Here is an 18,286-nt window from a genome sequence, read left to right as displayed (position 1 = left end):
TCGTGGATCAACGCAGGCCCGTGGACCTGCGCAGGGCCGCCTGCACCAGGCGGTCCACCAGCTCGGGATAGCCGATCCCGGTCGCCTGCCACATCTGGGGGTACATCGAGATCGGGGTGAAGCCGGGCATCGTGTTGATCTCGTTGATGACGAACTCGCCCTCGTCCGTGAGGAAGAAGTCCGCCCGGACCAGGCCCTCGCAGGACGCCGCCTCGAAGGCGTCCACCGCCAGGCGCCGCACGTCCGCCGTCTCCTCGGGCGTCAGCGGAGCGGGAACGATCCCGGGGGTCGAGTCGATGTACTTCGCGTCGAAGTCGTAGTACGCGTGCGCGTCCGGCGGCGGGATCTCGGCCGGGACGGAGGCGCGGGGGCCGTCCTCGAACTCCAGGACGCCGCACTCGATCTCGCGGCCCCGCAGCGCCGCCTCGATCAGGATCTTAGGGTCGTGGCGCTGGGCCTCGGCGATCGCCTCGTCGAGCCCGGAGAGGTCGTCGACCTTGGTGATGCCGATGGACGAACCCGCGCGCGCGGGCTTCACGAAGAGCGGCCAGCCGTGCTCGCCGGCGAAGTCGACGATCTTCTTGCGGGCGGCCGCCTCGTCCGCCCACTCGCGCGGCCGGATCACCACGTACGGGCCGACCTTGAGCCCGAAGGAGGTGAACACCCGCTTCATGTACTCCTTGTCCTGGCCGACGGCCGAGGCGAGCACGCCCGCGCCCACGTACGGGACGCCGGAGAGCTCCAGCAGACCCTGAAGGGTGCCGTCCTCGCCGTACGGGCCGTGCAGGACCGGGAAGACGACGTCGACCTCGCCGAGCGCCTTCGGCACCGATCCCGGCTCGTAGTAGACGACTTCGCGGTTGGCGGGGTCGACGGAGAGCACCACGCCGCCGTCCCGCGACTCGGCGAGTTCGTCGACGTCGGGCGTACGGCGGTCGGTGATCGCCATGCGCTCGGGTTCGTCGGCGGTGAGGAACCAGCGGCCCTCCCGCGTGATGCCGATCGGCAGGACCTCGTACTTGGTCCGGTCGATGGCCCTGAGGACCGCGCCGGCCGTGACCACGGAGATCCCGTGCTCGGAGCTGCGGCCGCCGAAGACAACGGCCACCCGCGGCTTGCGGACGGGCTGCTGAGGGCTCTGGGGGAGGTTCTCGGTGCTCATATCGGGTTGAGAGTACCCGGTGGTAGGGCCGGGAGTCAGCGTCCGCCCACCGGGTTCGCTCAGCGTCGTTCGGGCTTCGCGCTGCGCGACATCAGCTCCTTGAGAGCGACCACCGGAGGCTTGCCCTCGTGGACGATGCCGACGACCGTCTCGGTGATGGGCATGTCGACGCCGTGCCGACGGGCCAGATCCAGCACCGACTCACAGGACTTGACGCCCTCGGCGGTCTGCCGGGTGACCGCGATGGTCTCCTGGAGGGTCATGCCCCTGCCCAGGTTGGTGCCGAAGGTGTGGTTGCGGGAGAGCGGCGAGGAGCAGGTCGCCACCAGGTCGCCGAGCCCGGCGAGTCCGGCGAAGGTGAGCGGGTCCGCGCCCATCGCCAGGCCCAGCCGGGTGGTCTCGGCGAGGCCGCGCGTGATCAGCGAGCCCTTGGCGTTGTCACCGAGGCCCATGCCGTCCGCGATGCCCACCGCGAGGCCGATGACGTTCTTGACCGCGCCGCCCAGCTCGCACCCCACCACGTCGGTGTTGGTGTACGGCCGGAAGTACGGCGTGTGGGAGGCGGTCTGGAGCTTCTGGGCGACGGTCTCGTCGGTGCAGGCGACCACGGCCGCGGCCGGCATGCGGGAGGCGATCTCCTTCGCGAGGTTGGGCCCGGTGACGACGGCGATCCGGCCGGGGCCCACCTTGGCCACGTCGTCGATGACCTCGCTCATCCGCATGGTCGTACCGAGTTCGACACCCTTCATCAGCGACACCAGGACGGTGTCCGGGGCGAGCAGCGGCGTCCAGTCCGCGAGGTTGGCGCGCAGGGTCTGCGAGGGGATCGCGAGGACGGTGAAGTCGGCGTCCCGGGCCGCCTCGGCCGCGTCGGCGGTGGCGCGCAGGTTGCGCGGGAGTTCGACGCCGGGGAGGTAGTCGGGGTTCGTGCGCGTGGAGTTGACCACGTCGGCGAGCTCGGCGCGGCGCGCCCACAGCGTCACCTCGCAGCCCGCGTCGGCGAGGACCGTACCGAAGGCGGTCCCCCATGATCCGGTACCGAAGACGGCCGCCTTCACGGACTTGCTCACTTCCCGATCTCCCCCTTGTGGCTGGTCTTCGCGCGGCCGGTCCGCGCGCGGCCGGACTCCGCGCCGTTGATCTCGGTGCCGATATCGGCACCGGTCTCGGCGCCGTCCGCGCCGACGGATGCGTCGGCGGACTCCGCGGCGGCTTCCGCGGCTGCCTCCGCCTGGCTGCGGCGTCGCTGCTCGATCCGCTCGCGGCGCGGGTCGTAGGGCGTCTCGGGCGCCTTCTCGCCGCGGATCTCCTCCAGCTGGCCGGTGACGGCCGCCATGATGACCTCCGTCGCCTCCTTCAGGAGCTCGGGGGTCATCTCGTGGCCGTAGAACCGGGTGAGGTCCACGGGCGGGCCCGCGAGCACGTGGTGGGTCTTGCGCGGAAGGAGGTTGGGCTTCTTCGCGTAGGGCGGCAGGAGTTCGTTGGCGCCCCACTGGGCGACGGGGATCACCGGGCACCTGGTCTGCAGGGCGACGCGCGCGGCACCGGTCTTGGCGGTCATGGGCCAGCCGTCGGGGTCGCGGGTCAGGGTGCCCTCGGGGTAGAACGCGACGCACTCACCGCGCTCCACGGCGTCGATCGCGGCCCGGAAGGCGCTCAGCGCGTCCGTGCTCTCGCGGTAGACGGGGATCTGTCCGGTGCCGCGCATCGCGGCACCGACGAATCCCTCCTTGAAAAGCCCGCTCTTCGCCAGGAATCGCGGTACTCGTCCGCTGTTGTACTGAAAGTGTGCGTAGGCGAAGGGATCGACGTGCGAATTGTGGTTCACCGCGGTGATAAAACCGCCCTCGGCCGGAATATGCTCCATTCCGCGCCAGTCCCGCTTGATCAGAACCACCAGCCAGGGTTTGCAGAGGACCGCAGCGAAGCGGTACCAGAAGCCGATTCTGCGGCGGGGCACGCGGACACCTTCCTCTAGGACTTTCCCAAGGCCTGCTGCGTGGCCTGGGGCCGCACAAGTGTCGCCCCGGGCCGCCGGTCTGTCGAGAACACGGTACGCCCGCCCGCCCGACGGGCGGATGAGCCGGGTGACAATGGCGGCGACACGAGAGGGACGGTACGCCGGTGCAGTGGACCTTGGTCATACCCCTGAAGCCCTTGGCGCTGGCCAAGAGCAGGCTCGCGGACACCGCCACCGACGGGCTGCGCCCGGGCCTCGCCCTCGCCTTCGCCGAGGACACCGTGGCGGCCGCACTGGCCTCACCTGCGGTGCGGGATGTGGCAGTAGTCACGGACGACGCGCTGGCCGGGCGCGTCCTGGCGGCCCTGGGCGCCCGGATCGTCCCCGACGAGCCGCGCGCGGGCCTCAACGCCGCCCTGGCGCACGGCGCGGCCGCCGTACGCGCCTCGCGACCCGAGGCCCCGCTCGCGGCCCTCAACGCCGATCTGCCGGCTCTGCGTCCGCCGGAATTGGCCCGGGTCCTGGACTCGGCCGGGGAATTCCCCCGCTCTTTCCTCCCGGACGCGGCCGCGATCGGCACCACGCTGCTCGCCGTCGCCGCAGGCCTTGAATTGCTTCCCGCATTCGGCACGGATTCCCGCGCCCGGCACCGGGCCTCCGGTGCCGTGGAACTCCGTTTGGAGGCAGTGGATTCCGTTCGCCAGGACGTGGACACCGGCGAGGACCTGCGTGCGGCGCTGTCCCTGGGCGTGGGCCCCCGGACGGCCGCCGCCGCGGCGCACTTGTTGATTCCGGGGCAGTAGGCTGCCGCCATGCAGGCGACCGCATACACGTACGACCCCGACACGCGCAGCGGACAGGTGCTGCTGGACGACGGCACGCCGGTGCCCTTCGACGGACCGGCGTTCGACGCGGGCGGGCTGCGCCTGCTGCGGCCCGGACAGCGGGTGCGGATCGAGGTGGAGGGGCCGAAGGAGAGTCCCCGGATCACCCTGGTGACGCTGCAGACTTTCTGAATTCCGCCGGACAGGCCGCGGGCCGGGCTCCGAGAGGGAGTCCGGCCCGGCGCGTGAGCACCCCTGTGCCGTTACTTGTTGCGGGCGGTGGCCCTCTTGGCGGTGGTCTTGCGCGCTGTCGACTTCGCGGCGGGGGCCGACTTGGCCGTCGCCTTCTTGGCCGGGGCCTTCTTGGCCGTCGTCTTCTTGGCGGTGGCCTTCGTGGCCGTCGTCTTCTTGGCGGCCGTCGGCTGGGCGGTGGTCTTCTTCGCCGCCGCCGTGGTCTTCTTCGCGGTCGTCTTCTTCGCCGCCGCCGTGGTCTTCCTGGCGGTCGTCTTCTTCGCCGCCGCCGTCTTCGTCGCGGTCGCGGCCTTCTTGGTGGCGGCCTTCTTGCCCGCCGCCTTCGCGATGGTGGCCTGCGGGCCGGAAAGGCTGCCCTTGGGGGCCTTCTTGACGGCGACCTCGCCACCGCGCGGGAGCTTCTTCGAGCCGCTCACCAGGTCCTTGAAGCCCTGACCGGCGCGGAAGCGCGGCACGGACGTCTTCTTGACCCGAACCCGCTCTCCCGTCTGAGGGTTGCGAGCGTAACGGGCGGGCCGGTCGACCTTCTCGAACGAACCGAAGCCGGTGACCGAGACCCGGTCTCCGGCGACGGTCGCGCGGACGATGGCGTCCAGGACCGCGTCGACCGCGTCGGCGGCCTGCTGGCGGCCGCCCACCTTGTCGGCAATCGCTTCTACGAGCTGCGCCTTGTTCACGTCTTCCCCTTCGGAGACATTAGCCGGAACGAAAGTGTTCAAGCTTTTCGCACGTTAGGCAGATATATACCGCAAATCAAACACGAAACGGGCTAATCACCCTTGTGCCGCAACGAAATCGGCTGCTCCGGAGACGATCAACGCTCCCCTCCGGGCATTCGCCCCTCGTCGAGGTCCGCCATGAACCGCTCCAGACGCCTTGTCGCATCGGCGAGATCGTGCTTGGCCGCGGCCGTAATGACCAGCAGCTTCCGGGTCAGCGCCATCCGTACGCCCTCCGGGACTTGCAGTGCGCGCACTCTTGTGTGCGCTTCCTTGAGCTGGTTCGCGACCGCCGTATAGAGCTCGAGTTGGCCGTCGTGTTCCATGCACAGATTGTGCCATCTGGGGCGAGTTGTCGCCCGCCCAGGGGGCAACTGCCGCCTCGAACGGCCGCCCCGGCGCCTCCGGCGGTCGCGTCCACACAGGTCGCGTACCCCGGCAACAACCGGCTTAACGTGGGAAGTTGGGAGGAAGAGCGAAGATTCACGGGGCCGAACGGGTACAGACACAGCCGTACCCCCGATCGGACCGATCGGGGGTACGGCTGGGGGTGTCGCGGTGGCCGAAACTCGACCTGCTCAGGGCCTTTCCCGGGCTCCGGGGTCAGACCTGGAGCGTCCTCGGCTTGTACGACGGGCGCTTGGCCTCGTAGGCGGCGATGTCGCCCTCGTTCTGGAGGGTGATGGAGATGTCGTCGAGCCCGTTCAGCAGCCGCCAGCGGGAGTTCTCGTCCAGCTCGAAGGCGGCGGTGATGCCCTCGGCCCGTACCTCACGCGCCTCGAGGTCCACCGTGATCTCGGCCTGCGGGTCCTTCTCGGTGAGCTCCCACAGCGCGTCCACGATCTTCTGCTCCAGAACCACCGTGAGCAGGCCGTTCTTCAGCGAGTTGCCCCGGAAGATGTCGGCGAAGCGGGACGAGATCACGGTTTTGAAGCCGTAGTTCTGGAGCGCCCAGACGGCGTGCTCACGCGAGGAACCGGTGCCGAAGTCGGGGCCGGCGACCAGAACGCTCGCGCCCTGCCGCTCGGGGCGGTTGAGGATGAACGTCTCGTCCTTGCGCCAGGCCTCGAACAGCCCGTCCTCGAACCCGTCCCGCGTGACCTTCTTGAGCCAGTGAGCAGGGATGATCTGGTCGGTGTCGACGTTGGAACGGCGCAGCGGGACGGCCCGGCCGGTGTGCGAGATGAATGCTTCCATGACTGATCAGACTCCAGCGGGCGTACGGGTCTCGGCGTCGGACAGGTCGGCCGGGGAGGCCAGGTGGCCCAGGACGGCCGTGGCGGCCGCGACCTGCGGCGACACCAGGTGCGTACGACCGCCCTTGCCCTGCCGGCCCTCGAAGTTGCGGTTGGAGGTGGACGCGGAGCGCTCGCCCGGGGCCAGCTGGTCGGGGTTCATGCCGAGGCACATCGAGCAGCCCGCGTGCCGCCACTCGGCGCCGGCCTCCTTGAAGACGACGTCCAGACCCTCGGAGACGGCCTGCAGACCGACCCGCACCGAGCCGGGGACGACCAGCATCCGTACGCCGTCGGCGACTTTGCGGCCCTCGACGATGGCGGCTGCGGCCCGCAGGTCCTCGATGCGGCCGTTGGTGCACGAACCTACGAAGACGGTGTCCACGTTGATGGAGCGCAGCGACTGCCCCGCCTCCAACCCCATGTACTCCAGGGCCTTTTCGGCGGCGAGGCGCTCCGAAGCGTCTTCGTACGAGGCAGGGTCGGGGACGGCGGCCGAAAGCGGCGCGCCCTGACCGGGGTTGGTGCCCCAGGTGACGAACGGTGACAGTGCGGCACCGTCGATGACGACCTCGGCGTCGAACTCGGCGTCCTCGTCCGTCCTCAGTGTCTTCCAGTAGTCGACCGCAGCGTCCCAGTCCGCACCCTCGGGGGCGTGGTCGCGGCCCTTGATGTACTCGAAGGTGGTCTCGTCGGGGGCGATCATGCCCGCGCGGGCGCCGGCCTCGATCGACATGTTGCAGATGGTCATCCGGGCCTCCATCGAGAGCTTCTCGATGGCGGAGCCCCGGTACTCCAGGATGTAGCCCTGGCCGCCGCCGGTGCCGATCTTCGCGATGATCGCCAGGATCAGGTCCTTGGCGGTCACGCCGTCGGGCAGCTCGCCCTCGACCGTGATCGCCATGGTCTTGGGGCGGGCCAGCGGCAGCGTCTGGGTGGCCAGCACGTGCTCGACCTGCGAGGTGCCGATGCCGAACGCCAGCGCGCCGAACGCGCCGTGCGTGGAGGTGTGGGAGTCACCGCAGACGACGGTGGTGCCGGGCTGGGTCAGCCCCAGCTGCGGGCCGACGACGTGCACGACGCCCTGCTCGACGTCGCCGAGCGGGTGCAGCCGCACGCCGAAGTCGGCGCAGTTCTTGCGCAGTGTCTCCAGCTGGACGCGCGAGACCGGGTCGGCGATCGGCTTGTCGATGTCGAGGGTCGGGGTGTTGTGGTCCTCGGTCGCGATGGTGAGGTCGAGACGGCGCACCGGGCGGCCGTTCTGCCGGAGTCCGTCGAAGGCCTGCGGGCTGGTCACCTCGTGCAGGAGGTGCAGATCGATGAAGAGGAGGTCGGGCTCGCCCTCGGCGCGCCGGACGACGTGGTCGTCCCAGACCTTCTCCGCGAGTGTCCTACCCATCGCTTTCCCTCCGGCCGGCAATGACGCACCGGCCCAACTAGAGATCCTGTGGAGGCGACGCCCTCTGCCCCTGTTTCCGGGCACCCGCCGCCAGGCCCGTTGGTCCGCGGGCCACCATGTGTCCAAGGGTTGCGCGTCTCACGGGAAAATGAACTTGCGTTTCACAGAGTGAGACGGGAGTATCGTTGCATGGACAACAGTAGCGGCGTCGGCGTCCTGGACAAGGCAGCCCTTGTCCTGAGCGCCCTGGAGTCCGGTCCGGCCACCCTCGCAGGCTTGGTCGCTGCCACCGGACTCGCACGACCCACGGCTCACCGGCTGGCCGTGGCTTTGGAACACCACCGTATGGTGGCGCGCGACATGCAGGGCCGTTTCATCCTCGGCCCCCGGCTGGCCGAGCTGGCCGCGGCCGCCGGCGAGGACCGTCTGCTCGCCACCGCCGGCCCGGTGCTCACGCATCTGCGGGACATCACGGGCGAGAGCGCGCAGCTCTACCGCCGCCAGGGCGACATGCGCATCTGCGTGGCCGCGGCGGAACGCCTGTCCGGCCTTCGGGACACGGTCCCGGTCGGTTCCACGCTCACGATGAAGGCCGGCTCCTCGGCCCAGATCCTGATGGCCTGGGAGGAGCCCGAGCGCCTGCACCGCGGCCTCCAGGGCGCCCGCTTCACGGCGACGGCCCTGTCGGGCGTACGGCGTCGCGGCTGGGCCCAGTCCATCGGCGAGCGCGAGCCGGGCGTCGCGTCCGTGTCGGCTCCCGTGCGCGGCCCCTCCAACCGCGTGGTGGCCGCCGTCTCCGTCTCGGGCCCCATCGAGCGCCTGACCCGCCACCCGGGCCGCATGCACGCCCAGGCGGTCATCGACGCGGCGGCCCGCCTGTCGGAGGCACTGCGCCGCACCGGCTGACACCGGGGGGAGGAGCGGGCCTCAACGCCGCGGCAAGCTCGTTCCCCACGGCAGGACAGCCGACTCCGTGACACGGGACCGTATCGGGATGCGGCTCCGCCGCGCGGGCGCGACAGGCCACGACGGACCCAGCACCCGGCAGACGGCGGAAGCCCTTACGGCGCGGACCGATAAGAGAGTCGGTCCTTCGCGTACCGCCCCCGCTCCCCCAACGGAACCTGCCCGTGCGCGGCGGCCAGCCCGAACGCCGGCATGTCCCCGTAGATCGACTCGTACGACCCCTCCGGCACGACATAGGTCTCGTGCCAGATCCCCACGTGCCCCCGCACCTTCCCGCCGCGCTCCAGGCGGTTGATCTTCGCCCACGCCTCATGGTGGAACGCGTCGGGCGCGCTCGCGTAGGCGTACAGCTTCTCCTTCGACTCCCAGTACTGGACGACGTAGTACGTCCGTGGCGAGGCCGTCAGCAACACCCGGGAGAGCAGGCCACGCCCCGGATCCTTCTTCAGCTCCGCCAGCATGCGGAACATGGCCAGCATGACCGGCACCCACTGGTGCACGGCCCAGAAGTGGTTGACGCGCATCCCGATCAACAGGACGACCACGTCTCCCCGGGCGTCCGCGGTGGTACGAATGGGTTCGACAGACATGCTTGGATAGTGCCGCTGACCAAGGAAGGGCGCAAGGCATGCGGCTGGCCGAACTGAGCGAACGCAGCGGTGTGTCCACCGCGACGATCAAGTACTACCTGCGCGAGGGGCTCGTGCCGCCCGGCCGCCAGCTCAACGCCACGACCGCCGAGTACGACGAGGAGCATCTGCGCCGGCTGCGTCTGGTGCGCGCGATGATCCAGGTGGGGCGACTGCCGGTGGCCACGGTCCGCGAGATCCTCGGCCATGTCGACGACGACTCCCTGGGCCGCACGATCCGGCTCGGTGCGGCCCTGTGGGCACTGCCGCAGGTCCCGGAGCCGGATGCGGAGGACGAGTACGTACGCGCCGCGCGCCAGGAGGCGGACGAACTGCTGCGGACCCTGGGCTGGTCGAACGCCCGGCTGCTGACGACCATCTCCCCCGCCTACCGCTCACTGGTGGTGGCGGTGGCCTCGCTGCGCCGGCTCGGCTACGAATGGAACGCCGAACTTCTCGTTTCCTACGCCCAGTTGATGCACCGGGCGGCCGTGCTGGACCTGGACTTCGTGGAGAGCCAGGAGTCGGAGGCGGAGCGGGTCGAGGCGGCGGTGCTGGGCGCGATCCTCGTCGACCCGATGCTTCAGGCGCTGCACCGGTTGGCGCAGGAGGAGGAGTCGGCGCGGCGGTACGGCTTCGAATGAGGCGCGGCGGTACGGCTTCGACGAGGCACGGCCGAACGAAGCGCGGCCGAACGAGTCCGGACATGCGGAAAGCCCTCCGCCGAAGCGAAGGGCTTTCCGATCACGTACCCCCGACCGGATTCGAACCGGCGCTACCGCCTTGAGAGGGCGGCGTGCTAGGCCGCTACACAACGGGGGCCTAAATCATGCGTTTCCGCAGATCAGAGCTGGTCTACCAGGACTCGAACCTAGAATGACGGTACCAGAAACCGTAGTGTTGCCAATTACACCATAGACCAAGGTCATTCAATGAAAAGCGTACCCCCGACCGGATTCGAACCGGCGCTACCGCCTTGAGAGGGCGGCGTGCTAGGCCGCTACACAACGGGGGCCCTAGCGATCCTGCATCGAAGTGAGGGGGAGCTACCCGAACTCTCCTCGCGGGAAGGATCAGTACCCCCGACCGGATTCGAACCGGCGCTACTGCCTTGAGAGGGCAGCGTGCTAGGCCGCTACACAACGGGGGCTTCGTGGAGTTGATCTCCACATGCACAGATGAGCTCTGCGAGCTGGCCTACCTGGACTCGAACCAAGACTAACTGAACCAGAATCAGTCGTGCTGCCAATTACACCATAGGCCACTGGAACGCAAACCCCGTCGGGGTTCTTGTTCTAGCGTTGCTCCTCCGGCTTCCGGCCTTTCGGCCCGCTCCCCGGCGGCGCAGGAAGAACATTACCCGAAGGTGGACCGGGCTCCAAAACGGGTATCGGGGCCGAGGATCGCGGGCAGTTCGGCGAGCGAGACGATCCGGTGGCGTCCGGACGGAAGCTCGACGGTGGCCGTGCCGTGGCGGTCGATCCACACGGAGAGCAGCCCGGCGTCGGCGGCGCCCCGTCCGTCGATCTCCGGATGGTCGCCGACGTAGGCCACCTGGTGCGGGGCCAGCGACAGGGCCTCGCAGGCCGCGAGGAAGGCGCCCGCCTCCGGCTTGGAGACGCCGAGTTCCGCCGCGCACAGGATGACCTCGAAGCGGTCGTGCACACCGAGGACGCGCAGCTTGTGGTCCTGGACGTGGATGCTGGAGTTGGAGAGCACCGCGTGGCGGTGGCTGGAGGCGAGGGCGTCGAGGACGGGGAGGACGTCCGGGAAGAGCGACCAGGCCGCCTCGTAGTGGGAGAAGTACCGCTGGAGCCAGGCGTCGGCCTCCGCGTCGGTCATCTCGCGGCCCAGGAACACCCGTACCCGGTCCCGGCGCTGGTCCTCGAAGGTGATCCCGCCCGCCGAGAACCGGGCCCACTGCTGGTCGGTGACCTCCCGCCACCGCGCGAGGGCCTGCTCCGCGGTACCGAACCGGTCGAGCAGCCTCTCGGCCGTCAGATACGACCGCATGCCCTCGCGGTCGGCGGTCGTGTAGTCGAAGAGGGTGTCGTCCACGTCCCAGACCACGGCGAGGATGCTCATGATCCAACGGTAACGCGGAGGCGGCCGCCCTGTCCGGGGGATGGCGAAGGGGCGGCACCCGGGTCGCCGGGTGCCGCCCCTCGGGCGCGGGTGCGGCTACGCCGCGAGCTTCGCCAGGGCCGCGTCGACGCGGGCCAGCGTCCTCTCCTTGCCCAGGACCTCGAGGGACTCGAAGAGCGGCAGGCCGACGGTGCGGCCGGTGACGGCGACGCGGACCGGGGCCTGCGCCTTGCCGAGCTTGAGACCGTGGGCCTCGCCGGCGGCCAGGACGGCTTCCTTCAGGGACTCGGCCGAGGTCCAGTCGGCCGCCTCCAGCTTCTCCTTCGCCGTGGCCAGCAGGGCGTCGCTGCCCTCCTTCATCGCCTTCGTCCAGCTCGCCTCGTCGAAGACCGGCTCCGGGAGGAAGAGGAAGTCGACGTTGGCGGTGATCTCCGACAACACCTTCAGACGGGTCTGGGCGTGCGGGGCGATCGCCTCCCACCTGGCCTCGTCGAAGTCCTGCGGGGACCAGGGGGCGTAGGGGGCCTTCAGCCAGGGCGCGCAGCGCTCCGTGAAGTCCTTCACGTCCAGCAGGCGGATGTGGTCGGCGTTGATCGCCTCGGCCTTCTTGAGGTCGAAGCGGGCCGGGTTGGGGTTGACGTCGGCGATGTCGAAGGCCGCGATCATCTCGTCCATCGTGAAGATGTCCTGGTCGGCCGAGAGCGACCAGCCGAGCAGCGAGAGGTAGTTGAGCAGGCCCTCGGGGAGGAAGCCGCGCTCGCGGTAGAGGTTGAGCGAGGACTCCGGGTCCCGCTTCGACAGCTTCTTGTTGCCCTCGCCCATCACGTACGGCAGGTGGCCGAAGTGCGGGGTCCGCCGGGCGATGCCCAGTTCGGTCAGCGCCTTGTAGAGGGCGATCTGGCGGGGGGTCGAGGAGAGCAGGTCCTCGCCCCGCAGCACGTGCGTGATCTCCATCAGCGCGTCGTCGACCGGGTTGACCAGCGTGTACAGCGGGGCGCCGTTCGCGCGGACGATGCCGAAGTCCGGCACGTTCTCCGCGGTGAACGTCAGCTCGCCGCGGACCAGGTCCGTGAAGGTGATCGTCTCGTCGGGCATGCGGAAGCGGACGATCGGGGTGCGGCCCTGGGCCTTGTACTCCGCCACCTGCGCCTCGGTGAGGTCACGGCAGTGGCCGTCGTAGCCGGAGGGCCGGCCGGCGGCGCGGGCGGCGTCGCGGCGGGTGTCCAGCTCCTCCTGGGAGCAGTAGCAGCGGTAGGCGTGGCCGGCGTCCAGCAGCTTCCGGGCGACGTCCTTGTAGAGGTCCATGCGCTGCGACTGGCGGTACGGCGCGTGCGGGCCGCCGATCTCGGGGCCCTCGTCCCAGTGGAAGCCCAGCCAGCGCAGCGAGTCCAGGAGCTGGTCGTAGGACTCCTCGGAGTCGCGGGCCGCGTCGGTGTCCTCGATGCGGAAGACCAGCGTGCCCTGGTGGTGCTTGGCGAACGCCCAGTTGAACAGGGCGGTGCGGACCAGGCCCACGTGGGGGTTACCGGTGGGCGAGGGACAGAAACGGACGCGTACGGGGGAGCCGGGTGCGCTAGCCACGCTTGACAACCTTGTTGGTGAGAGTGCCGATGCCTTCGATGGTGACGGCGACCTCGTCGCCGACAGCCAGGGGGCCCACCCCTGCCGGGGTGCCCGTGAGGATCACGTCGCCGGGGAGCAGCGTCATGGCCTCGGTGATGTTGACGATCAGATCCTCGATCGAGTGGATCATCTCGCTGGTACGGCCCAGTTGCCGCTGTTGTCCGTTGACCGTCGCCTGGACGGTCAGGTCGCTCGCGGTCTCGAGGTCCAGGCCGGTCTCCACCCAGGGGCCCAGCGGGCAGGAGGTGTCGAAGCCCTTGGCCCGGGCCCACTGCTTCTCGCGCTTCTGGACGTCGCGGGCGGTGACGTCGTTCGCGCAGGTGTAGCCGAAGATCACGTCCTTGACCCGCTCGCGCGGGACCTCGCGGCACAGCCGGCCGATGACCACGGCGAGCTCGGCCTCGTGGTGGACCTCTTCGGAGAAGGCCGGGTACTGGATGGCGTCGCCGGGGCCGATCACCGAGGTGGACGGCTTGAAGAAGGCGAACGGGGCGTCCGGCACCTCGTTGCCCAGCTCGCGTGCGTGCTCGGCGTAGTTGCGGCCGAAGGCCACGACCTTGTTGGGCAGGACGGGCGGGAGCAGCCGGACCTTGCTCAGCGGCACCTTGGTGCCGGAGAGCTCGAAGTCCGTGAACGGGATGCCCTTGATGATGTCGAGGACGAGCTCGTCCTGCTTGTCGCCCTCGACCGCGCCGAAGGCGACGTTCCCGTCGATGGAGAACCTGGCGATGCGCACGGGTTGGTTGGCCCCTTGACTGAGCTGGCTGGAGTGTGACGCCCCAGGCTAACGCGGAAGGGCGCCCCCGGCCGGGGACGCCCTTGACATCCGTGGTGGCCGCTTTGAGCATTCGGCGGCCGGTGCCCGTATCTCCGCTCGAAGATCTACTCCACGACGGAGGCGGTGACCGGCGCCTCCATGAGGATGGTGCGCTTGGGGTTGGCGGTCTGGGCGGGGAGTTCCACGGAGTGCTCCGGCTGCTCCGGGAGCTGGAGTTCGTCGGCGTCCTTGAGGTGCGCCAGGGTCGTGCGCCGCGGGTTGGCGATCTTGTGGAACATCGTCGTCGTCTTCACTGTTGTACGTGACCCTGTCGTGTCCGGGCGTCCGGGAAGCCCCCAAAGGCCTCCACGCGGACGCGGTTTGTCGGATGTGCCATCCCTGTAAAGCGTCAGGCTAAACACGCGATTCCCGGTGAAGACGTGAAGGTCGCATGATCGGCGTGTGAGTTTGCTCACGAATCAATGGGCAAAACGGTCATTTCAGTCCACCAAAAGACCGACACGAAACGGACATTGACCACCTGAAGCCCTCATTCCGCTCCTGATCATGGCGACTGGGACACCGTCCGGCCGCCACCGCTTCACACCCTTATGTCCGCCTTATGTGGGATGACTTTCTACATCCCGTAACTTGACCCTCACGTCGTGTCACGGATGTCACAGCCTGGCCAACGGGCCTTGTTCGAGATTCTGCACTGTGCTGGAATTCCTCGGACCGCCGCGGGATCGAGCCGGCGCACAGAGGGCGCTCAGGAGCGCCCGGTGGCGGCGAGATCAGGGGGAGCCAGCGCCGGTACTCACGACGACGAGGGGGCGTATTCAGGGCGCCCCTCAACACGCCGACACCGTCCTTCCGTTCACGCGGAGGGGCGCCTGGTCCAGAGGTTGCGACGCTAGTGCAGGGACGTTTCAAGAGGGATGGCAGCGCTTCGGCCGAGCCGGAGCCGCACGGCGGGACTGGCCCGATGGCAGTCGGCTCCTCGCCCCAGCACGCCCAGAACCCGGGCCAGGCTCCGTCCGGCGACGGCGGTGAGCGCTCCGGGCGTTCCGGCCCGTCCGCTTCGACGAGCTCGGCTCCCCCGACTCCGAAGAAGTCGCCCAGCGGCCCCGGTCCGCGCGTGGCGCTGCGCAACTGGCGCATCTCCACCCGTCTGGTGGCGCTGCTGACGCTCCCCGTGGTCGCGGCCACGACGCTGGGCGCGCTGCGCATCAACCAGTCGATGGACGACATCCAGCAGCTCGACAACATGAAGCTGCTGACGGACATGACCAAGCAGGCCACCGACCTGGCCGTCGCGCTGCAGGACGAGCGCGACCGCTCGGCCGGCCCGCTGGCGCACAACGGCAAGGCGACCGACCCCGGCATCGTGGGCTTCCGCGAGAAGACGGACCGTGCGCTGAGCACGTTCCAGGACGCGTCGGAGGAGATCGACGGCGCCACCGCGGACGGCAACCTCGAAGGCGTCCGGGACAGCCTCGTCGGCCTGCTGAGCGACCTGAGCAACCTCGCCAAGGTCCGTTCGACGGCCTACGCGGAGAAGAACAACTCCACCCAGACGGTGGAGGCGTACCACCGCCTCATCACCGGCCTGCTCGACCTCTCGCAGGACATGGCGCAGGCCACGAGCAACCCGGAGATGATCCAGCGCACGCGTGCCCTGGCCGCCTTCTCCTCCGCCAAGGAGTACGCCTCCGTCCAGCGCGCCGTGCTCGCGGCGGCGCTGCCGGTGAGCAACACCGTCTACGGCGACCTCTCCGAGAACGACCGGCAGTACGCCGAGGCCGCGCTCGAGAACGAGGAGTCCGAGCTCGCGAGTTTCCGCAGCATCTACGGCGACGGCGGCGCCGAGGAGCTGCTGTCGCCCATCGACAAGGGCAACCCGGTCATCGAGGACGCCGACTCCTTCGCCGGCCGGGCGCTCAGCTCCGCCAACGGTCTGAAGTCGCAGGACAAGCAGTCGTACCGGGACTGGCTCGACGGCAGCTCCACCAAGATCAAGCAGATGAACAACATCGAGCTCACGCTGCTCGAGGACATGGAGCAGAAGGCGCGTGAGCTGCGCGCCGAGTCGGAGCGCGAGGCGATCATCTCCGGTGCGCTCATCCTGCTCGTGCTCGGTGTCTCGCTGGTCGGCGCGTTCGTCGTCGCCCGGTCCATGATCCGTTCGCTGCGCCGCCTCCAGGAGACCGCCACCAAGGTCGCCCAGGACCGGCTGCCCGAGCTGGTCAAGCAGCTGTCCGAGTCCGACCCGCAGGACGTCGACACGTCCGTGGAGTCGGTCGGTGTGCACTCCCGGGACGAGATCGGCCAGGTGGCCGCGGCCTTCGACGACGTGCACCGCGAGGCCGTCCGCCTCGCCGCCGAGCAGGCCCTGCTGCGGGGCAACGTCAACGCGATGTTCACCAACCTCTCGCGCCGCTCCCAGGGCCTCATCCAGCGTCAGCTCTCGCTCATCTCCGAACTGGAGTCCCGCGAGGCCGACCCGGACCAGCTGTCCTCGCTCTTCAAGCTCGACCACCTCGCGACCCGCATGCGCCGTAACGGTGAGAACCTCCTCGTCCTCGCGGGTGAGGAGCCCGGCCGCCGCTGGACCCGTCCGGTCCCGCTGGTCGACGTGCTCCGCGCCGCCGCCTCCGAGGTGGAGCAGTACGAGCGCATCGAACTGGCCTCCGTGCCCACCACCGAAGTGGCCGGCCGGGTCGTCAACGACCTCGTGCACCTCCTCGCCGAGCTGCTCGAGAACGCCACCTCGTTCTCCTCGCCGCAGACCAAGGTCAAGGTCACCGGTCACGCGCTGCCCGACGGCCGCGTCCTGATCGAGATCCACGACACCGGCATCGGCCTCTCCCCCGAGGACCTCGCCGCGATCAACGAGCGGCTCGCCTCGCCGCCCACCGTGGACGTGTCGGTCTCCCGACGCATGGGTCTGTTCGTGGTCGGTCGTCTGTCGCAGCGGCACGGCATCCGCATCCAGCTGCGCCCTTCCGACTCCGGTGGTACGACCGCGCTGGTCATGCTGCCCGTGGACGTCGCCCAGGGCGGCAAGAAGCCTCAGCCCAAGCCCGGTCAGAGCAGCGTCGCGGGCGGTCCCGCCGCCGCGCAGGCCGCTGCGGGCGTCGCCGCCGCGCGTCGCCAGAACGGTTCGCAGAACGGCTCGCAGGGCGGTGCCCTGGGTGCCGGCGCCGGCGGCAGGCTCGCCGCGGGCCAGGGTCCCCGGGCAGCGCTGCCCGGCCGTGACGGCGGTGGCCGTCCCGGTGGCCAGCCGCGCGGGCCTCAGCAGCCTCCGGCCTCGCCCCCGCAGGGCCGACCGGCCCCGGCCGGCGCGGGCGCCGGGTTCGGCGGCCAGGCGCCGGGAGCTCCGCAGGGTCTCCAGGCGGCCGGTTCGGGTTCGCAGGGCACGGACATGTTCGGCGGACGTCCGCCGCAGCGCGGCAACAAGCCCGAGCAGGGTGGCCGCGGCCGTCAGCCGCAGCTGCCGCCGCGCGGTGGGCCGCGCGCCGAGCTGCCCGGTGGCAACCCGCAGCCGCGCGTGACCAGCTGGGGCGACGAGAACGCCCAGCCGCCGGTGCCGCGCAGCCCGCTGGACGCCCCGCGCGGTCACGAGGAGCCGGACGTCGCCCAGACGTCGCGCATGCCTCGTTTCGACGACCGGCAGGGTCCCGGCGCCACCTCCGAGATACCGGTGGTTCCGCGCGTCGACGACCGCCAGGGCCCGGCGGGTCCGGCCGACTTCGGCCGTCCCGTCACGAACGGTGTCCAGAGCACGGGCCAGTTCCCGGCCGTGGGCAACTCCCAGGCGGACCTCAACGGACGTCAGGACACCGGCCAGTTCCAGCGCCCCGGTACCAGCGCCCAGCAGGACGACAACGGCTTCACCCGGTCCGACGTGTTCGGCGCCCCGGGCGGGCAGAACGCTCCGGCGGCCCCGAACCAGTTCGCCCCGCAGGCCTACGACAACGGCTCCACCGGCCAGTTCGCCGCATCCGGCTTCGACGGCTCCTCGACCGGTCAGCACTCCCTGCCCGGCCGCCAGGACCCCTCGTCCACCGGCCAGTTCCCCGCTCCGCAGACCGGTGGCTACGGCACTCCCTCGCAGCCTTCGGTCCCGCCGCTCCCCGCCGGGCGCCCGGAGCCGGAGAGCAGGGGCGCCCAGCGGCCCGACACGGGACGTGGACCGGGCGACGGGTGGGCCCTGCCGCCGGCCTCGGGACCCGGTGACGGGCGCACGCCGCTGTACGACACGCTGGAGACCAACTGGTTCCACGGTCAGCAGGCGGGCGATTCGGCCCCGGCCCCTCAGCAGCACCAGCAGCAGCCGCAGACACCGGCTGCCCCCCAGCGTCCCGCCGCCGCCAATGCCTCCTGGCGCACCTCGCCGAACGACGAACTCGTCCGGCAGGCCGAACGGGTCAGGCAACCGGCCGCGGGCGGCGTCACCACGTCCGGCCTGCCGCGCCGGGTGCCCAGGGCGAACCTCGTCCCGGGCACGGCTCAGCAGCAACAGCACCAACCCGGTCCGCAGGTCTCGCGTGCGCCTGACGACGTACGCGGCCGACTGACCAATCTCCGTCGGGGCATCGCGCAGGGTCGTCAGGCCGGCAACGGTCAGACCGGCAGTTTCCCGAGCCCCACTCACCAGCAGGAGCGTTAGTTG

General features: G+C 70.1%; 17 protein-coding genes and 5 tRNA genes. 5 read left to right on the top strand and 17 right to left on the bottom strand.

Translation table 11 applies throughout. From position 1 onward, the window contains the following. Nucleotides 1–7: 7 nt before the first annotated feature. From ACIPFH_RS39715 to ACIPFH_RS39705, 3 genes are read right to left on the bottom strand one after another with little or no spacing between them, the layout of a single operon-like run. On the bottom strand, nucleotides 8–1,162 hold the full coding sequence (locus ACIPFH_RS39715) for a D-alanine--D-alanine ligase family protein (RefSeq protein ID WP_401834373.1): 1,155 nt from the start codon (nucleotides 1,160–1,162) through the stop codon (nucleotides 8–10). Between the two features lie 59 nt (nucleotides 1,163–1,221). Then, nucleotides 1,222–2,232 (bottom strand): NAD(P)H-dependent glycerol-3-phosphate dehydrogenase, encoded by a 1,011-nt coding sequence (locus tag ACIPFH_RS39710; protein ID WP_401834370.1) that lies wholly within the window; start codon nucleotides 2,230–2,232, stop codon nucleotides 1,222–1,224. After that, on the bottom strand, nucleotides 2,229–3,122 hold the full coding sequence (locus ACIPFH_RS39705; protein ID WP_401834369.1) for a lysophospholipid acyltransferase family protein: 894 nt from the start codon (nucleotides 3,120–3,122) through the stop codon (nucleotides 2,229–2,231). The genes ACIPFH_RS39710 and ACIPFH_RS39705 overlap by 4 nt, the downstream gene beginning before the upstream one ends. Before the next feature lie 164 nt (nucleotides 3,123–3,286). Here ACIPFH_RS39705 and cofC point away from each other — a divergent pair, with 164 nt between their 5' ends. Next, nucleotides 3,287–3,925, top strand: coding sequence for a 2-phospho-L-lactate guanylyltransferase (gene cofC / locus ACIPFH_RS39700; protein WP_401834366.1), 639 nt, complete (start codon nucleotides 3,287–3,289; stop codon nucleotides 3,923–3,925). 9 nt (nucleotides 3,926–3,934) lie between these two features. Then, on the top strand, nucleotides 3,935–4,138 hold the full coding sequence (locus ACIPFH_RS39695) for a hypothetical protein (RefSeq protein WP_356254647.1): 204 nt from the start codon (nucleotides 3,935–3,937) through the stop codon (nucleotides 4,136–4,138). A gap of 71 nt (nucleotides 4,139–4,209) precedes the next feature. Here ACIPFH_RS39695 and ACIPFH_RS39690 read toward each other — a convergent pair whose 3' ends face one another. The 4 genes from ACIPFH_RS39690 to leuC form a co-directional block, all read right to left on the bottom strand. Continuing rightward, entirely contained in the window at nucleotides 4,210–4,875 is a 666-nt protein-coding gene (locus ACIPFH_RS39690; RefSeq protein WP_356254644.1) for an HU family DNA-binding protein, read from the bottom strand. Between the two features lie 137 nt (nucleotides 4,876–5,012). Next, entirely contained in the window at nucleotides 5,013–5,243 is a 231-nt protein-coding gene (locus tag ACIPFH_RS39685) for a hypothetical protein (RefSeq protein ID WP_356254641.1), read from the bottom strand. 277 nt (nucleotides 5,244–5,520) lie between these two features. Continuing rightward, nucleotides 5,521–6,114 carry a 3-isopropylmalate dehydratase small subunit gene (gene leuD / locus ACIPFH_RS39680; protein ID WP_401834362.1) on the bottom strand — a complete coding sequence of 198 codons (594 nt, stop codon included), beginning with the start codon at nucleotides 6,112–6,114 and terminating at the stop codon, nucleotides 5,521–5,523. Nucleotides 6,115–6,120: 6 nt separating this feature from the next. Continuing rightward, nucleotides 6,121–7,551 carry a 3-isopropylmalate dehydratase large subunit gene (gene leuC, locus ACIPFH_RS39675; protein ID WP_401834360.1) on the bottom strand — a complete coding sequence of 477 codons (1,431 nt, stop codon included), beginning with the start codon at nucleotides 7,549–7,551 and terminating at the stop codon, nucleotides 6,121–6,123. A gap of 189 nt (nucleotides 7,552–7,740) precedes the next feature. Here leuC and ndgR point away from each other — a divergent pair, with 189 nt between their 5' ends. Then, complete coding sequence (gene ndgR / locus ACIPFH_RS39670) at nucleotides 7,741–8,457, top strand: IclR family transcriptional regulator NdgR (RefSeq protein ID WP_007384919.1); 717 nt, start codon at nucleotides 7,741–7,743, stop codon at nucleotides 8,455–8,457. A gap of 155 nt (nucleotides 8,458–8,612) precedes the next feature. Here the strand turns inward: ndgR and ACIPFH_RS39665 are convergent, their stop codons facing one another. After that, on the bottom strand, nucleotides 8,613–9,107 hold the full coding sequence (locus ACIPFH_RS39665) for a DUF4188 domain-containing protein (protein WP_401834357.1): 495 nt from the start codon (nucleotides 9,105–9,107) through the stop codon (nucleotides 8,613–8,615). Between the two features lie 38 nt (nucleotides 9,108–9,145). Between ACIPFH_RS39665 and ACIPFH_RS39660 the strand changes: the two genes are divergently transcribed. Further along, nucleotides 9,146–9,790 (top strand): MerR family transcriptional regulator, encoded by a 645-nt coding sequence (locus ACIPFH_RS39660; protein WP_401834355.1) that lies wholly within the window; start codon nucleotides 9,146–9,148, stop codon nucleotides 9,788–9,790. Nucleotides 9,791–9,895: 105 nt separating this feature from the next. Here ACIPFH_RS39660 and ACIPFH_RS39655 read toward each other — a convergent pair. The 9 genes from ACIPFH_RS39655 to ACIPFH_RS39615 all read right to left on the bottom strand — a co-directional run bounded on the left by ACIPFH_RS39655 (nucleotide 9,896) and on the right by ACIPFH_RS39615 (nucleotide 13,925). After that, nucleotides 9,896–9,968: transfer RNA gene (locus ACIPFH_RS39655), tRNA-Glu, on the bottom strand. A 28-nt stretch (nucleotides 9,969–9,996) separates the two neighbouring features. Continuing rightward, nucleotides 9,997–10,068 (bottom strand) — tRNA-Gln (locus tag ACIPFH_RS39650). A gap of 20 nt (nucleotides 10,069–10,088) precedes the next feature. Then, nucleotides 10,089–10,161, bottom strand: a tRNA-Glu gene (locus ACIPFH_RS39645). 62 nt (nucleotides 10,162–10,223) lie between these two features. Next, nucleotides 10,224–10,296 (bottom strand) — tRNA-Glu (locus tag ACIPFH_RS39640). A gap of 42 nt (nucleotides 10,297–10,338) precedes the next feature. Continuing rightward, a tRNA-Gln gene (locus tag ACIPFH_RS39635) sits at nucleotides 10,339–10,410 on the bottom strand. A gap of 92 nt (nucleotides 10,411–10,502) precedes the next feature. Beyond that, nucleotides 10,503–11,231, bottom strand: a complete 729-nt coding sequence (locus ACIPFH_RS39630; protein WP_401834352.1) for an HAD family hydrolase — start codon at nucleotides 11,229–11,231, stop codon at nucleotides 10,503–10,505. A gap of 96 nt (nucleotides 11,232–11,327) precedes the next feature. Continuing rightward, the gene (gene gltX / locus ACIPFH_RS39625; RefSeq protein WP_401834351.1) at nucleotides 11,328–12,812 is read right to left on the bottom strand and encodes a glutamate--tRNA ligase; all 1,485 of its coding nucleotides are present in this window, start codon (nucleotides 12,810–12,812) and stop codon (nucleotides 11,328–11,330) included. Beyond that, on the bottom strand, nucleotides 12,805–13,590 hold the full coding sequence (locus ACIPFH_RS39620) for a fumarylacetoacetate hydrolase family protein (RefSeq protein ID WP_401834349.1): 786 nt from the start codon (nucleotides 13,588–13,590) through the stop codon (nucleotides 12,805–12,807). Before ACIPFH_RS39620 ends, gltX begins: the two co-directional genes overlap by 8 nt. A gap of 146 nt (nucleotides 13,591–13,736) precedes the next feature. Further along, a complete protein-coding gene (locus ACIPFH_RS39615) occupies nucleotides 13,737–13,925 on the bottom strand; it encodes a hypothetical protein (protein ID WP_356254617.1) in 189 nt (62 codons plus the stop codon). Nucleotides 13,926–14,527: 602 nt separating this feature from the next. On the opposite strand from ACIPFH_RS39615, the gene ACIPFH_RS39610 reads away from it, so the two are divergent. Continuing rightward, a complete protein-coding gene (locus ACIPFH_RS39610; RefSeq protein WP_401834346.1) occupies nucleotides 14,528–18,283 on the top strand; it encodes a nitrate- and nitrite sensing domain-containing protein in 3,756 nt (1,251 codons plus the stop codon). Nucleotides 18,284–18,286 lie beyond the last annotated feature (3 nt).

Origin of the sequence: Streptomyces sp. NPDC088157 (assembly GCF_044741545.1) — a bacterium.
Lineage (GTDB): Bacteria > Actinomycetota > Actinomycetes > Streptomycetales > Streptomycetaceae > Streptomyces.
Note: the sequence above shows the minus strand (reverse complement) of the source record. Positions and strands in the feature narration are given on the sequence as shown.

Bases quoted from the DNA above. Each gene is read 5' to 3' on its own strand.
- ACIPFH_RS39715 (WP_401834373.1), bottom strand. From the start codon at position 1,162: ATGAGCACCGAGAACCTCCCCCAGAGCCCTCAGCAGCCCGTCCGCAAG.
- ACIPFH_RS39695 (WP_356254647.1), top strand. From the start codon at position 3,935: ATGCAGGCGACCGCATACACGTACGACCCCGACACGCGCAGCGGACAG.
- ACIPFH_RS39685 (WP_356254641.1), bottom strand. From the start codon at position 5,243: ATGGAACACGACGGCCAACTCGAGCTCTATACGGCGGTCGCGAACCAG.
- leuD (WP_401834362.1), bottom strand. From the start codon at position 6,114: ATGGAAGCATTCATCTCGCACACCGGCCGGGCCGTCCCGCTGCGCCGT.
- leuC (WP_401834360.1), bottom strand. From the start codon at position 7,551: ATGGGTAGGACACTCGCGGAGAAGGTCTGGGACGACCACGTCGTCCGG.
- ndgR (WP_007384919.1), top strand. From the start codon at position 7,741: ATGGACAACAGTAGCGGCGTCGGCGTCCTGGACAAGGCAGCCCTTGTC.
- ACIPFH_RS39665 (WP_401834357.1), bottom strand. From the start codon at position 9,107: ATGTCTGTCGAACCCATTCGTACCACCGCGGACGCCCGGGGAGACGTG.
- ACIPFH_RS39660 (WP_401834355.1), top strand. From the start codon at position 9,146: ATGCGGCTGGCCGAACTGAGCGAACGCAGCGGTGTGTCCACCGCGACG.
- ACIPFH_RS39630 (WP_401834352.1), bottom strand. From the start codon at position 11,231: ATGAGCATCCTCGCCGTGGTCTGGGACGTGGACGACACCCTCTTCGAC.